At 62.6% G+C, this 13,461-nt stretch carries 11 protein-coding genes; 9 read left to right on the top strand and 2 right to left on the bottom strand.

What is annotated here, in order from left to right; genetic code table 11:
• Nucleotides 1-1,245, top strand: coding sequence for a tetratricopeptide repeat protein (locus ACH2DG_RS16185; RefSeq protein ID WP_395027412.1), 1,245 nt, complete (start codon nucleotides 1-3; stop codon nucleotides 1,243-1,245).
• A 20-nt stretch (nucleotides 1,246-1,265) separates the two neighbouring features.
• Nucleotides 1,266-1,856, top strand: coding sequence for a pentapeptide repeat-containing protein (locus ACH2DG_RS16190; protein ID WP_395027413.1), 591 nt, complete (start codon nucleotides 1,266-1,268; stop codon nucleotides 1,854-1,856).
• Nucleotides 1,857-1,926: 70 nt separating this feature from the next.
• Here the strand turns inward: ACH2DG_RS16190 and ACH2DG_RS16195 are convergent, their stop codons facing one another.
• Complete coding sequence (locus tag ACH2DG_RS16195) at nucleotides 1,927-2,112, bottom strand: hypothetical protein (RefSeq protein ID WP_224151191.1); 186 nt, start codon at nucleotides 2,110-2,112, stop codon at nucleotides 1,927-1,929.
• A gap of 197 nt (nucleotides 2,113-2,309) precedes the next feature.
• On the bottom strand, nucleotides 2,310-2,597 hold the full coding sequence (locus tag ACH2DG_RS16200; protein ID WP_395027415.1) for a hypothetical protein: 288 nt from the start codon (nucleotides 2,595-2,597) through the stop codon (nucleotides 2,310-2,312).
• Nucleotides 2,598-3,070: 473 nt separating this feature from the next.
• Here ACH2DG_RS16200 and ACH2DG_RS16205 point away from each other — a divergent pair, with 473 nt between their 5' ends.
• From ACH2DG_RS16205 to gshB, 7 genes are all read left to right on the top strand, one after another.
• Nucleotides 3,071-4,351 (top strand): glutamate-5-semialdehyde dehydrogenase, encoded by a 1,281-nt coding sequence (locus tag ACH2DG_RS16205; protein ID WP_395027417.1) that lies wholly within the window; start codon nucleotides 3,071-3,073, stop codon nucleotides 4,349-4,351.
• Between the two features lie 231 nt (nucleotides 4,352-4,582).
• Nucleotides 4,583-6,076 (top strand): Trk system potassium transporter TrkA, encoded by a 1,494-nt coding sequence (gene trkA, locus ACH2DG_RS16210; RefSeq protein ID WP_395027419.1) that lies wholly within the window; start codon nucleotides 4,583-4,585, stop codon nucleotides 6,074-6,076.
• Nucleotides 6,077-6,084: 8 nt separating this feature from the next.
• Nucleotides 6,085-7,551, top strand: coding sequence for a TrkH family potassium uptake protein (locus ACH2DG_RS16215; RefSeq protein WP_395027420.1), 1,467 nt, complete (start codon nucleotides 6,085-6,087; stop codon nucleotides 7,549-7,551).
• A gap of 117 nt (nucleotides 7,552-7,668) precedes the next feature.
• Nucleotides 7,669-8,958 carry a glutamate--cysteine ligase gene (gene gshA, locus ACH2DG_RS16220; RefSeq protein WP_395027422.1) on the top strand — a complete coding sequence of 430 codons (1,290 nt, stop codon included), beginning with the start codon at nucleotides 7,669-7,671 and terminating at the stop codon, nucleotides 8,956-8,958.
• A 156-nt stretch (nucleotides 8,959-9,114) separates the two neighbouring features.
• The gene (locus ACH2DG_RS16225; protein ID WP_395027424.1) at nucleotides 9,115-11,010 is read left to right on the top strand and encodes a potassium transporter Kup; all 1,896 of its coding nucleotides are present in this window, start codon (nucleotides 9,115-9,117) and stop codon (nucleotides 11,008-11,010) included.
• Nucleotides 11,011-11,131: 121 nt separating this feature from the next.
• A complete protein-coding gene (locus ACH2DG_RS16230) occupies nucleotides 11,132-12,304 on the top strand; it encodes a benzoate/H(+) symporter BenE family transporter (protein WP_395027425.1) in 1,173 nt (390 codons plus the stop codon).
• Between the two features lie 108 nt (nucleotides 12,305-12,412).
• Entirely contained in the window at nucleotides 12,413-13,366 is a 954-nt protein-coding gene (gshB, locus tag ACH2DG_RS16235; protein WP_395027427.1) for a glutathione synthase, read from the top strand.
• The last annotated feature ends 95 nt before the right edge of the window (nucleotides 13,367-13,461 follow it).

Genomic DNA, 13,461 nt, shown 5'->3' on the forward strand with positions numbered 1-13,461 from the left:
ATGCAACATTGGCGGCGTTCGGTGCTCGCCACCAGCCTGGCGCTCTACAGCCTGAGTGGCATGGCAGCGATCGTGCTGCCCCATAGCGATGGCGGCGGCGATGCAGGGAGTGCGGCGGCGCCCGCAGCGCAACCCTCAGGTGGCGCTGGTGGCAGTGCATCCATCCGTGTGCCGGCACCGAGCCGCTCGGAGGCCAGCCTGCAGGTGTTGCGCCGCCAGGCGCAAGAGGGCGACAGCCGGGCGCAGGTGGAGCTGGGCTTGTACTACTACCGCAATGCAGGCCTGCCACAGGCGGGTGCGCAGGCGCGGCAGTGGTGGGGCATGGCCGCCGCCCAGGGCGATGCCCGTGCCATGGCGGGCCTGGGTTACATGCTGGGCACGGGCAGCGGTGGGGTGCGTGATGTGCCCGCCGGGCGGCAGTGGCTGCAGCGGGCATCGGAGGCGGGCCTGTCCAAGGCGAGCTACCTCCTGTCGCTGGTGGAGCGCCGCATGACCGGGCCCAAGGCTGCGCAGCAGGCACGCCTGCTGCTGGAGCAGGCGGCGCGCGAAGGCGATGCCATGGCCCTGAATGACTTGGGTGTGGAGCGTGAACTCGATGGCCGCATGGCGGAAGCCAAGGAACTGTACGTGCAGGCCGTCGCCAAAGGGAGCCAGACGGCGCAGCAGAACCTGAACCGGCTGGCCAATTACCAGCGCGCCAGTGAATCGGAGCAACTGGCTCGCTTGCGTGCCCGGGCCGACGACGGCAGTGCCGATGCGCTGCTGGAGCTGGCCTACCGCTACCACCTGGGGCGGGGTGTGCAGCGCAACTTTGCGACTGCCATCCAGTACTACCGGCGCGCGGCGGATGCCGGGTCGTCCAAGGCGCGTGAGTTTCTGGGCCTGATTTTCAGCCGAAGCAGCGAAAAACAGGCGGTGATCGACGAAGCCTGGATGCAGGAGCTGGCAGCCCGCATCAACGCCGTGGCGCTGAAGGTGGAAGAAAAAGCGCCGGCGCAGCTTCCCGACCGACCGGTGCGGGTGGCCGATCCGCTGGCCGACTTGCTGCGCCAGGCCTTTGTGATGCCTGAAGCGCCAACGGGGCCACAGGCGGAGCAGCCGTGGCCTGCCGATGGAACAACCGATACCAACAGCCCGTCGCCCACTGCGGTGCAGACGGAGCCGACAGAGGGGCCGCAGGCGCCTGTGCGGGCCCCTGGCACGCCGGCGTCTGATGATGCAAGCAATGCACTGCTGTCGCAGTAGTGAGAGAAAGGAAGAAAACCATGCAACAAACAACATGGGTGCGCGGCGCGGCCGCATGCAGCGCCGCACTGGTGGTCACGCTGACTGCAGGCAGCGTATGGGCGCAAGGCGCCGTCATTTCGGCCCCCGGCGTGGATGTGCGCGGCGGAGCCAGTGGCGCGGCGGTCATTGTCAACGGCTCGGTGGTCAATGCAGCATCGGGCAAGGGCGCCGTGGCAGAGACGAATATCCCCGGTCGCAGCACCACGGTGCGGGGCTCGGGCTCTGGGGGCGCTGCCGTGGTGGTGGAATCCAGCGGCAGTCAGACGGTGACCGTGCAGAGCAGAAGCCATGGCCGAAAGCCATCGGGTGGTGGGCGCGAGCATGTGAACGCCGACATGGCCAACTCCAACCTGGCCAATGCCAACTTTGCCGGCCATAGCTTCACCAATGTGGACATGTCCAACTCCAACCTGCAGGGCGCCAATTTCCAGGGCGCAGAGCTGGTCAATGTGGATCTGAGCAATTCCAACCTGTCGGGCGCCAACCTGTCAGGTGCATCGCTGGTGAATGTGAGTCTGGACGGCGCGCTCACGACGGGCGCCATCTGGACCAACGGCCGACGCCGCTGAAGCGCTTCTCCCTTGCAAACGGGCCGCGCAATGCGGCCCGTTGGTTCCAGGGGCATTGCCTGCCGCCCGTCTACTGACTGTCTGTGCCGGGTACCTGTTGTGCCTGGTGCTCGGTCAGCTTCTCCTCGATCACCTTCTCTCCCTCAAAGCCGGCCACGGCGGCCATGGCCTTCTTGAGAAAGCCGGCGTCTGCATCGGCTTTGGACAGTGCTTCTTCGGCAACCACGGCGCCAATCACTTCGTTGAGCAAGCCCATTTTGCGACCTCCGCGCCCACGGGGCGCTGTTGATGAGGCCCTCAAGGTAGCACCGGCGCGATGCGGGTGCGCGTGCATTTGCAGGCCTTTACCTGCATTCATCTTTCTTTAAATCTGCGCGTATTGTTTGCAAATTTTCGGATCTTGCGGCGTACTGCGTTAAGTCTGCAATAAGCCTGCGCGCGGCAGGAGGCTGCTCAAGCCGTTTCGCCCAGCCGGGCGGTGGCCTTGTCCAGCCAGAGCTTCAAGCTGTCGGTCAGGTCCTTCTGGCTGAAGGAACAGCTTTCTTCGTCAAACAGGGCGCTGGATTCCAGCCGGTCCAGCAACTGCAGCAACACCTCTTCAAACTTGGGGGGGAGGGCGCCCAGCAGATCGGTATAGGTGCGGGCCTGCTGGCTGAGCGCCGAGGCATCCATGTGGCCGGCTCCAAAGTGGTCCAGCGCATCCTGCAGGGCTCCCAACTGGCGTAGTGCGGTCGATTGCATGCGGGTCTCCTGGTGGCTGTTCATGGCCCGAGTGTAGAGCGCATTTGGCGCCCGCCAGCTTGGGAATTGCCTGGGGCTGTTCACTGAGAACGTGTTTACGATCTCTACGCAGCCGCGTTGGAGTGCAATCGGGATGAGTTCGAAGCGATGGGCCACAGCTTGCACCGGGGTGCAAGCAAGGGCCAGCGCGAAGAAATCGCCCGATTTCACTCCAACCCGGAGGGACAGTGGTTTTGGGGACGCCCGGTCAGGGACGCCCGGTCAGGGGCGCCCGGCTAGGGGCAGTCTGCGTTGTTGCAAATCCTCGCAATAGCGGGGCTATTGCTGCGGTATTGCGCCGCCAGGCGCGCCCCTAGCAGCCCATCCCTAGCCGGGCGCCCCGCAAAGCCACTGTCGCGGCGCGAGGAGATCGTAAACACGTTCTGGGAACGTGCTCACCAGCGCTGCAATGCAGCAAATGCGACAATAGCGGCATGAACGCCCTGAACATCGCGGAATACATGCAGACCCTGGGTTTGCAGGCAAAACAAGCCTCTGCGCAGATGGCCAAAGCATCTGCTGCTACCAAAAACAAAGCTCTCCTGGCTTTGGCGCGCCTGTTGCGCGCGCAGACCGAGGCACTGCAGGCGGACAACGCCAAGGATCTGGAGCGCGCCGTCGCCAATGGGTTGTCTGCGCCGATGGTTGATCGCCTGCGCTTGAGCCCCAAGGTGCTGGAGACCTGTGCCCAAGGTTGCGAGCAGTTGGCAGCGATGCCCGATGTGATTGGCGAAGTGCTGGGCATGAAGCAGATGCCCAGTGGCATCCGCGTGGGCCAGATGCGCGTGCCCATTGGCGTGTTCGGCATGATCTATGAAAGCCGTCCGAACGTGACGATCGAGGCTGCCAGCCTGTCGATCAAGAGCGGCAACGCCTGTATTTTGCGCGGAGGCTCTGAGGCCATCGAGTCAAACAAGGCGCTGGCTGCCCTGGTGGCGCAGGCGCTGGCAGAAGCGGGTCTGCCCGCCCAGGCGGTGCAACTGGTGCAGACCACGGACCGTGAGGCCGTGGGCCAGCTGATCGCCATGCCTGCCTTTGTGGATGTGATCATTCCGCGCGGCGGCAAGGGCCTGATCGAGCGCATCAGCCGCGACGCCAAGGTGCCCGTCATCAAGCACCTGGACGGCAATTGCCACACCTATGTCGATGATCCCTGCGATCTGGACATGGCGCTGAAAGTGGTGGAGAACGCCAAGACGCAGAAATACAGCCCCTGCAATGCCACCGAAAGCCTGTTGGTGGCGCGGGGCGTGGCCGCCGGTTTCCTGCCCCGCATTGGCGCGGTGTTTGCCGCCAAGGATGTGGAAATGCGTTGTGACGCCGAGTCACTTGCGCTATTGAAAACGGTGCAAGGCGCGCGCACGGTGCAAGCGCAGGAGCAGGATTGGAGCGAGGAGTATCTGGCGCCGATCATCTCGATCAAGATCGTGGCGGGGGTGGATGAAGCCATCGCCCACATCAACCAGTATTCCAGCCACCATACCGAGGCGATCCTGACGCGCGACCACATGCATGCGCAGCAATTCCTGCGCGAAGTCGATTCGGCAAGCGTCATGGTCAATGCGAGCACGCGCTTTGCCGACGGCTTCGAGTTTGGCCTGGGCGCCGAGATCGGCATCAGCACCGACAAGTTCCACGCCCGCGGCCCGGTAGGCATAGAGGGCTTGACTTCGCTCAAGTACATCGTGCTGGGTGAGGGCGAAGTGCGAGGCTGATGCTTCGGTGGATGCTCCATTGCTGACAATGGTTGGCAATGGCGCACCCAACAGCACACCGGCGTCGCCATTTGCCGACACGGCCGCTGCACGACACCACGTTATGATGCGGCCGTTCAGGCGCGGCACTGGCGTGGTGCGCCGCTTTTAACACCGGATTGCCCCAGAGTGAAGGATGGCCCCTGCAAGGGGTTGCCATAGACAGCGCGTTGAAGCGCAGGGGCATTTTTTATGAAAATTCTGATCTTGGGCGCGGGCCGCGTGGGCGAAAGCGTTGCGGAGAGCCTGCTGGGCGAAAAAAATGACATCACCGTCATTGACACGGATGGTGTGCGCCTGCGCGATCTGGAAACCCGCTTTGACCTGCGAGGTGTGGTGGGCAATGGCATCAGCCCGGATGTGCTGGCCGAGGCGGGTGCCGCCGACACCGACATGCTGATTGCCTGCACTTCGCAGGACGAGACCAATCTGGTGGCCTGCAAGGTGGCGCAGGTCGTCTTCAATATTCCCACCCGCATCGTGCGCGTGCGGTCGATTGCATTGAAGAGCCACCCTGCCTTGCTGGAAGAGGGTGGTTTCGGCGTGACCCATGCCTTCTGTCCGGAAGAGGCCTTGATGGGCTACATCGGCAAGCTGGTGCGCTACCCCGAGGCCTTGCAGGTGCGGGAGTTTGCGCAGGGTTACGCGGCGCTGGCCTCGGTGCGCGCGCGCGGCGGTGCGCCGCTGGTGGGCCTGAGCGTGGCCGATGTGCAGCAGAACCTGCCGCAAGGCGCCGTGCGCGTGGTGGGTATCTACCGCCGCTTTCACCACGAGGCCGACCGTCTGGTCTCCGTGGAAGGCAGCACGCGCATCGAGCCGGGCGACGAAGTGTTCGTGCTGTCGGACAAGGAGCACCTGGGCGATGTGCTGGCTGCGTTCAACCGCCAGGTGGGCGAGCTGGAACAGCCCGTGCGCCGCGTGATGGTGGCTGGCGGCGGGCGTGTGGGCATGCGCCTGGCGCGCTCGCTCACCAAGGATTCCAAGCGTTTCCAGGTCAAGATCATCGAAAAGCACGAGAGCCGCTGCGTGTATCTGGCCTCGCGCCTGTCATCGGATGTGCTCGTGCTGCGGGGCGATGCGACCGATGAAAATCTGATGGAAGAGGAAAACGTCGAGGACGTGGATCTGTTCATCGCCATCACCGACGATGACGAAGACAACATCATGTCGTGTCTGCTGGCCAAGAAGCTGGGCGCCACGCGTGTGCTGGCGCTGATCAACCGCCGCACCTATGCCGACCTGATGCACGGCACCCAGATCGACATTGCGCTGTCGCCCGCGCAGGCCACCCTGGGTGAGCTGCTGGCCTATGTGCGCCAGGGCGATGTGCAGGCCGTGCACAGCCTGCGCCGGGGGGTTGCCGAGGCGATCGAGATCGTGGCGCGGGGCGACGCGAAGACTTCGCGCGTGGTGGGCAAGCGCGTGGGCAGCCTGCGCCTGCCGCATGATGTGCACATCGGCATGATTGTGCGGGGCCTGCCCGAGCCCGATGCGCGCAACACCAATGGCAGCGAGGCGCCGGAGCGCGAAGGCCAGGCGGCCGATGCGAAGGAGCCGCCCCAGGTGATCGTGCCCACCAGCGGCACCATCATCCAGAGCAATGACCACGTGATCCTGTTCCTGCCCAACAAGCGCCTGGTGCACGAGGTGGAATCGCTCTTCCGGGTCGGAGTCACCTTCTTCTAGGCGCCGCGATGACCGATCTGCGACCCGTCCTGCGCATCCTGGGTGTGCTGCTGCTCATGTTTGGCTGCACCATGGCCGTGCCAGCTGCTGCGTCGCTGGCATTCGACGACGGCATCTTCAGCGTCTACCCCAGGGCCATGGGGCTCGCCTGGATCTGCGGCCTGCTCTTGTGGTGGAGCGCGCGCCACGAGCAGCGCGAACTGCAGGCCCGCCACGGCATCATCCTGGTCGCCTTTGTCTGGACTGCCTTTCCGCTTTTTGCCGCCTTGCCCCTGTACCTGGGCTATGGGCAGATCGGCCGGGCGCTGAGCTGGCAGCATGCCTACTTCGAGGCGGTGTCGGGGCTCACCACCACGGGCGCCACCGTGCTCAACCATGTGGACACCCTGCCGGTTTCCCTGAACATCTGGCGCACCTTTCTGCAGTGGATGGGGGGCATGGGGATTCTGATTCTGGCGGTGGCCATTCTGCCCATGCTGGGCATGGGGGGCAGCCAGCTGTTTCGGGCAGAGGCGGCGGGCCCCGTCAAGGACACCAAGCTGACGCCGCGCATGGCCGAGACCGCCAAGGGGCTGTGGACGGTCTATGGCGTGTTTTCTCTCGCCTGCGCGCTCGCCTACTGGCTGGCCGGCATGACGCCGCTGGACGCCATCATGCTGATGTTCACCACGGTCAGCCTGGGCGGGCTCACACCGCATGACGCCAGCTTTGCCTATTTCAACTCGCCACTGATCGAGGGTATCTGCATCTTCTTCATGTTGCTGGCGAGCTGCAATTTCGCGCTTTACTTCGTCGCGCTGCGCAAACGCCGCATGTCGGTGCTTTACAAGGAGCCGGAGGTGTGCGCGACCCTGGGGACCTTGGTGGGCGCTGGTTTGGTGATTGGCATGATCCTGTGGGTCAAAGGGGTCTATGGGCCCGCCGAGGCGGTGCGCCATGCGGTGTTCAACACGGTCTCGGTGGCCACCACCACGGGGTACGCGACGGTGGATTTCGGCCTGTGGCCCCCTTTTGCTCCGGTACTGATGCTGCTGCTGTCGGGCGTAGCGACGAGCGCGGGCTCGACCGGCGGCGGCATCAAGATGATCCGCATGCTGCTGCTGCTCAAGCAGACGCGGCGCGAGATGCGGCGCCTGGTGCATCCCAATGCGGTGCAGCCCGTTACCATTGGCGGCAATGCCATCGACGAGCGCGTGATTTTCTCGGTGCTGGCTTTCATGCTGGTGTACTGCGCCACGATTGCCGTGCTGACCATGGCCTTGCTGCTGACGGACATGGATTTCATGAATGCGCTGGGCGCCGTGCTGGCAAGCGTGAACTGCGCGGGTGTCGGCTGGGGTGACCTGGGCCCCAGCAACAATTTTGCGGGTCTGACCAGCTTCCAGCTCAGTGTGACGACCCTGGGCATGCTGATGGGGCGCCTGGAAATTTTGAGCTTCCTTGCCCTGCTGACGCCTGCTTTCTGGCGCAGGTGAGCATTTGCTTTTGACCACCGCGTTACAACAGAGGGTGACTTTGGGCGTCAACTCTCTACAATTGACACGCAATTGTTTTTTGCTCGTTCTTTTTGAGCCCTCAAACAACCTTCATCTATGGTCCCGAATCTCATAACAGCCCTAACGGGGCCCATCAACGAACTGGAACAACGGATGCTCGACGCCATGCCCGCGATCGAGCGCTGGTTCCGCCTGGAGTGGATGGAACATACGCCGCCCCTGTACTCGTCGGTGGACATTCGCAACGCAGGCTTCAAGGTGGCCCCGGTGGACACCAACCTGTTTCCCGGCGGCTGGAACAATCTGACCCCGGAAATGATTCCGCTGGCCGTGCAGTCTTCGATGGCTGCTATCGAAAAGATATGCCCCGAGGCGCGCAACCTGCTGATCATTCCGGAGAACCAGACACGCAACCCGCAATACCTGGCCAATCTGGCGCAACTGCAGAACATCTTCTCGATGGCCGGGCTCAATGTACGCATCGGCTCGATCGACCCGGACATCAAGGAAACCGTCAAGCTGAAGGTGGGCAACCAGGAGCTGGTGGTGGAGCCTGCATTGCGCCATGGCCGCCGCCTGGGGCTCAAGTACTTTGACCCCTGCACCATCTTGCTGAACAACGACCTCTCCAAGGGGGCCCCGGGCATTCTGGAAGAGGTGTACGAGCAGTTTGTGCTGCCTCCCCTGCATGCAGGCTGGAGCGTGCGCCGCAAGAGCCGCCATTTCCAGAGCTACGAGGAAGTGGCCAAGCGCTTTGGCAAGCTGATGGGCATCGATCCCTGGCTGATCAACCCGCTGTTTACCAGCCGCCAGGGGGTGGACTTCAACGACACCGGCGAGCACGCACTCGATGAACTGCGCGAAGATGTCGACGCCATGCTGACCAAGGTGCGCCGCAAGTACAAGGAATATGGCATCAAGGAGACGCCGTTTGTCGTCGTCAAGGCCGACAACGGCACCTACGGCATGGGCGTGATGACGGTGCACGATGCCAAGGAGCTGGGACAGCTGCCTGCCAAGACCAAGAACCAGATGTCCCTCGTCAAGGATGGCCAGTTGGTGCACGACATGATCATTCAGGAAGGCGTGCAGACTGTCGAGCGCATGGATGGCGAAGCGGCAGAGCCCGTGGTCTACATGATCGACCGCTATGTGGTGGGCGGCTATTACCGCGCGCACTCGGACCGGGGCGCAGAAGAGAACCTGAATGTGCCGGGTGCGCATTTCATTCCGCTCGCCTTCGAGCATGGCATCTCGCCTGGCGACTCAGTGGGCGCCAGTGCCCCCAATCGTTTCTACATGTACGGCGTGGTGGCACGCCTTGCGATGTTGGCGGCAAGCTACGAACTGGAAGCCACTGACCCGGATGCCGAAATCTACGACTGATCGGTCGCTTCGGCAGAAACTCCTCTGGTGACTTGAAAGCAACTCCAAGCCCGGTGGCTCGCACCATTCGGGCTTGCCCTGATGCGCCGCAGCACTGCGGGCACAGCAACAAGCGCACAATGCAAACCAAATCATTACACGCATGCCCTGCGCGGCATGGCACAAAGGCTTGACGTGCAAAACAGCAAGAAATCATCGCTCTCCGCCCTGACACTGGGGGCGGTCGGCGTGGTCTATGGCGATATCGGCACCAGCGTGCTGTATTCGCTCAAAGAGGTATTTGGCTCCGGCCATGTGCCCTTCACCCACGACAACGTCTATGGCGTGCTCTCCATCCTGTTCTGGACCTTGACGCTCATCGTCTCGCTCAAGTACGTGGTGCTGGTGCTGCGGGCAGACAACAATGGCGAAGGTGGCCTGATCGCCATGCTGGCGCTGGCCTCGCAGGCGGTCAAGGACAAGCCACGCCTGCGCTCCGTGCTGATGCTGATCGGTATATTCGGCACCTGCCTGTTTTATGGTGATGGGGTGATCACACCGTCGATCTCGGTGCTTTCGGCGGTCGAAGGCCTGGAAGTCGTCTCCCCCGCGTTCAAATCCTGGGTGATACCGCTCACCCTGGTGGTGCTGCTGGCGCTGTTCATGGTGCAAAAGCGGGGAACGGCTGGCATCGGCAAGTTCTTTGGGCCGATCATGGTGGTCTGGTTTCTCAGCATTGCAGCGCTCGGCCTGTGGAACATCGTGGACCATCCACAGGTGCTCTGGGCGCTCAGCCCGCATTTTGCCTTGCGCTTCATCATCGCCAACCCGGGCATCAGTTTCATCATTCTGGGCGCCGTGGTTCTGTGCGTGACGGGCGCCGAGGCCCTGTATGCCGATATGGGCCACTTCGGCAAGAAGCCGATTCGCCTGGCCTGGTTCGGCATTGCCATGCCATCGCTGGTGCTCAATTACTTTGGCCAGGGCGCGCTGGTGCTGGAAAATGCCGACGCGGTGAAGAATCCGTTTTTCATGCTGGCGCCGCAATGGGCCCTGCTGCCGGTGGTGGTGCTGGCCACCATGGCCACGGTGATTGCGTCGCAGGCACTGATCACCGGCGCTTTCAGTGTCACCAAGCAGGTGATTCAGCTGGGCTACCTGCCGCGCATACAGATCCAGCACACCAGCGTGCGCGATACCGGGCAGATCTACATTCCCTTCGTCAACTGGGGCCTGTTCTGGGCCATCGTGCTGGCGGTGCTGCTGTTCAAATCCAGCAGCAACATGGCTGCGGCCTACGGCATTGCGGTCACCCTGGACATGACGATCACCACGGTGCTCACCTTCTTTGTGCTGCGCTTTGGCTGGAAGTACCCCCTGTGGGTGGCATTGGCGCCCACGCTGTTTTTCTTCTGCATCGACTTCACCTTCTTCGCCTCCAACCTGCTCAAGCTGTTTGACGGCGGCTGGTTCCCGCTGGTGATCGGACTGTCGATGTTCACCATGATGATGACCTGGAAGCGCGGGCGCGAGCTGGTCTACCAGACGCTCCATGCCAATGGCATCGAACTCAAGGGCTTTTTGCAGATGGTGCTACAGGCGCCACCGACGCGCGTGCCGGGCACGGCCGTCTTCCTCACCTCCGACCCGAACGTGGTGCCGACGGCGCTGCTGCACAACCTCAAGCACAACAAGGTGCTGCATGAGCAGAACATCTTCGTCACCATCGTCTACCACGAGGTGCCCTGGATCGGCATGGACAAGCGCACCGCGATCGAGCCCCTGGGCAGTGATTGCTGGCAGGTACAGCTGAACTACGGGTTCAAGAACGACGTGGATGTGCCCCTGGCGCTGCAGCAGCTGCGCCTGCGTGGCTGCGACACCGAGCCGATGAGCACGAGCTACTTCCTCTCGCGCGACGTGTTCGTTCCCACCGACAAGGCCAGCGCCGGCATGGCGCCGTGGCGACAGAAACTGTTTGCGCAGATGCACCACAATGCAGCGGGCGCGGCAGAGTTTCTGCTGCTGCCCAGCAACAGCCTGGTGGAGCTGGGCTCCAAACTGGAAATCTAAGTCTTTTGGGCTATCTGCGCCCTACAAGTAAGCGCTGATAGCTATTTATTTGATAGTGGCTGCTGCTGGATGCACCGCGCGAGCGTTCACGATGTCATCCCGCCAGCCAGCCCCATGCACTATGCGGTTTTTCAAGGATCTGAGCGTATCGGCGCTCGTGGCAGGCTTTGTGACGGTGCTGGTGGGCCTTACCAGCTCCATTGCCGTGGTCTTTCAGGCGGCGCAAAGCTTTGGCGCCACGCCTGCGCAGCTGTCGTCATGGGTATGGGCACTGGGTATGGGCGTAGGCCTGTGCTGCTGGCTGCCCAGCATGTGGTGGCGCAAACCGGTCGTGGTGGCTTGGTCCACGCCAGGTGCTGCCGTGCTGGCAACCGCGGGCGCCACGGGCGCGTTCACCATGAACGAAGCCATTGGGGCCTTTGTGCTGAGCGCTGCGCTCATCACCCTGGTAGGCCTCACAGGGTGGTTTGAGCGGCTGATGAACCGCATCCCCATTGCCATCGCATCGGCCTTGCTGGCTGGTGTGTTGACCCGTTTCGGGCTGGATGCCTTTGCTGCGGCGCAGACCAATACCTGGCTGGTGGTTGCGATGCTGGTCGTGTATTTGATGGGGCGTCGCTGGGTGCCGCGCTATGCCGTCATGCTGACCCTGGCGGTGGGTATCGTGGTGGCGCTGGCGCAGGGCAAGATCCAGTGGGCAGCTGTGCAACCGGGGCTCACTTTTCCCGTCTTCACCATGCCGGCTTTCAGTCTGCAGGCGGCCATCAGCCTGGCGCTGCCGCTGTTTGTCGTCACCATGGCCTCGCAGAATCTGCCTGGCGTGGCAGTCATCCGTGGAACGGGCTACGACTTGCCCATCTCCAAGCTGATCTCCATCACGGGCCTGGCAACCCTGGTGTTGGCGCCGTTCGGCGGCTATGCCATCAACCTGGCGGCCATCACCGCCGCCATCTGCATGGGACCAGAAGCGCACCCCGACAAGGCTCGCCGCTATGCGGCCGCCGTGGTCTGCGGTGTCATCTATGTACTGATTGGCTGCTTTGGTGTGGTGATTGCGGGCTTGCTTACCGCCTTTCCGCACGAGTTGGTAGTTGCAATTGCCGGCATTGCGCTGTTGGGCACCATTGGCAACGGCCTGTTCATGGCGGTGCAAAGCGAGCAATACCGCGAAGCCGCGCTGATCACCTTCCTTGTCACCGTGAGCGGCGTGACAATAGCCGGAGTCGGATCAGCCTTTTGGGGCGTGGTGGCAGGCAGCCTCGCGCTTTTTGTGCAACATTATGGCAAGCGATGAGCGCGGCATGGCTGCGCTTCGTCGATTGTTTTGCCCGCTTGCGTCCACCCAATGGGTGCAAGCAGCTATTGAAAGAATAGTGGCTGTTGTGAGGCAGCCTGTCACACCATGCATATCCTCTTTGTTGCCGACCCGCTCGAATCCTTCAAGATCTACAAGGACAGCACCTTTGCCATGATGCGCAGTGCCCAGGCACGGGGCCACCGCATCAGCGCCTGCGAGCCCCAGGACATGCACTGGATCAGCGGAGAAAAAGTCACCGCCCGCGTGCGCGACATCCTGCTGACCGGCAACGAATCTGCCTGGTTCGACGAAACCCAGAGCCGCCGGACCGAACTGGCCAGCTTTGATGCCATCGTCATGCGCAAGGACCCGCCGTTTGACAGCGAATACTTCTACTCGACCCACTTGCTGGAACAGGCGGAGCGCGAAGGCGCCAAGGTCTTCAACAAGCCCGCCTCCCTGCGCGACCACCCTGAAAAGCTGGCCGTCATGGAATTCGCCCGGTACACGCCGCCCACCCTGGTGACACGCAGTGCACAGGACATCCGCGATTTTCATGCCAGGCACCAGGACATCATCCTCAAGCCCCTCGATGGTATGGGTGGCATGGGCATCTTCCGCGTTGGCCCTGATGGCATGAACCTGGGCAGCATCATCGAAACCCTCAACCAGGGCGGCGCGCAAAGCGTCATGGTGCAGAAATACCTGCCGGAAATCGTCAAGGGCGACAAGCGGGTGCTCATCATTGGCGGCCAGCCCGTACCGTACTGCCTGGCGCGCATACCGCAAGGCAATGAAGTGCGTGGCAACCTGGCCGCAGGCGGCAAGGGCGTCGCCCAGCCGCTGGAAGCCGAAGACCGAGCCATTGCCGAACAGGTCGGTGCCAAGCTGGCTCCGCGCGGATTGCTGTTGATCGGCCTCGACATCATTGGGCACAGCATCACCGAAATCAATGTCACCAGCCCCACTTGCTTTCAGGAAATCGAACAGCAGGCTGGCTTCAAGGTGGGCGACATGTTTGTGGAAGCACTCGAAAAGGCGGTTGCGGGAGCTGCCTGACAAATTTGTGAAGCTGAGGTGACAAATTGTCAAAACCTCAGGGGAAACTCCTATACAATACGCTTCATCGACAGCACAACGCCTTGCGAAGCTGC

Source organism: Comamonas odontotermitis (genome assembly GCF_040396735.1).
Lineage (GTDB): Bacteria > Pseudomonadota > Gammaproteobacteria > Burkholderiales > Burkholderiaceae_C > Comamonas > Comamonas odontotermitis_C.

Excerpts from the sequence above, each read along its gene's own strand:
- gshB (WP_395027427.1), top strand. The coding sequence starts at position 12,413 with ATGCATATCCTCTTTGTTGCCGACCCGCTCGAATCCTTCAAGATCTAC.
- ACH2DG_RS16195 (WP_224151191.1), bottom strand. The coding sequence starts at position 2,112 with ATGGGCTTGCTCAACGAAGTGATTGGCGCCGTGGTTGCCGAAGAAGCA.
- trkA (WP_395027419.1), top strand. The coding sequence starts at position 4,583 with ATGAAAATTCTGATCTTGGGCGCGGGCCGCGTGGGCGAAAGCGTTGCG.
- ACH2DG_RS16185 (WP_395027412.1), top strand. The coding sequence starts at position 1 with ATGCAACATTGGCGGCGTTCGGTGCTCGCCACCAGCCTGGCGCTCTAC.
- ACH2DG_RS16225 (WP_395027424.1), top strand. The coding sequence starts at position 9,115 with ATGGCACAAAGGCTTGACGTGCAAAACAGCAAGAAATCATCGCTCTCC.
- gshA (WP_395027422.1), top strand. The coding sequence starts at position 7,669 with ATGGTCCCGAATCTCATAACAGCCCTAACGGGGCCCATCAACGAACTG.
- ACH2DG_RS16200 (WP_395027415.1), bottom strand. The coding sequence starts at position 2,597 with ATGCAATCGACCGCACTACGCCAGTTGGGAGCCCTGCAGGATGCGCTG.
- ACH2DG_RS16215 (WP_395027420.1), top strand. The coding sequence starts at position 6,085 with ATGACCGATCTGCGACCCGTCCTGCGCATCCTGGGTGTGCTGCTGCTC.
- ACH2DG_RS16205 (WP_395027417.1), top strand. The coding sequence starts at position 3,071 with ATGAACGCCCTGAACATCGCGGAATACATGCAGACCCTGGGTTTGCAG.
- ACH2DG_RS16230 (WP_395027425.1), top strand. The coding sequence starts at position 11,132 with ATGCGGTTTTTCAAGGATCTGAGCGTATCGGCGCTCGTGGCAGGCTTT.
- ACH2DG_RS16190 (WP_395027413.1), top strand. The coding sequence starts at position 1,266 with ATGCAACAAACAACATGGGTGCGCGGCGCGGCCGCATGCAGCGCCGCA.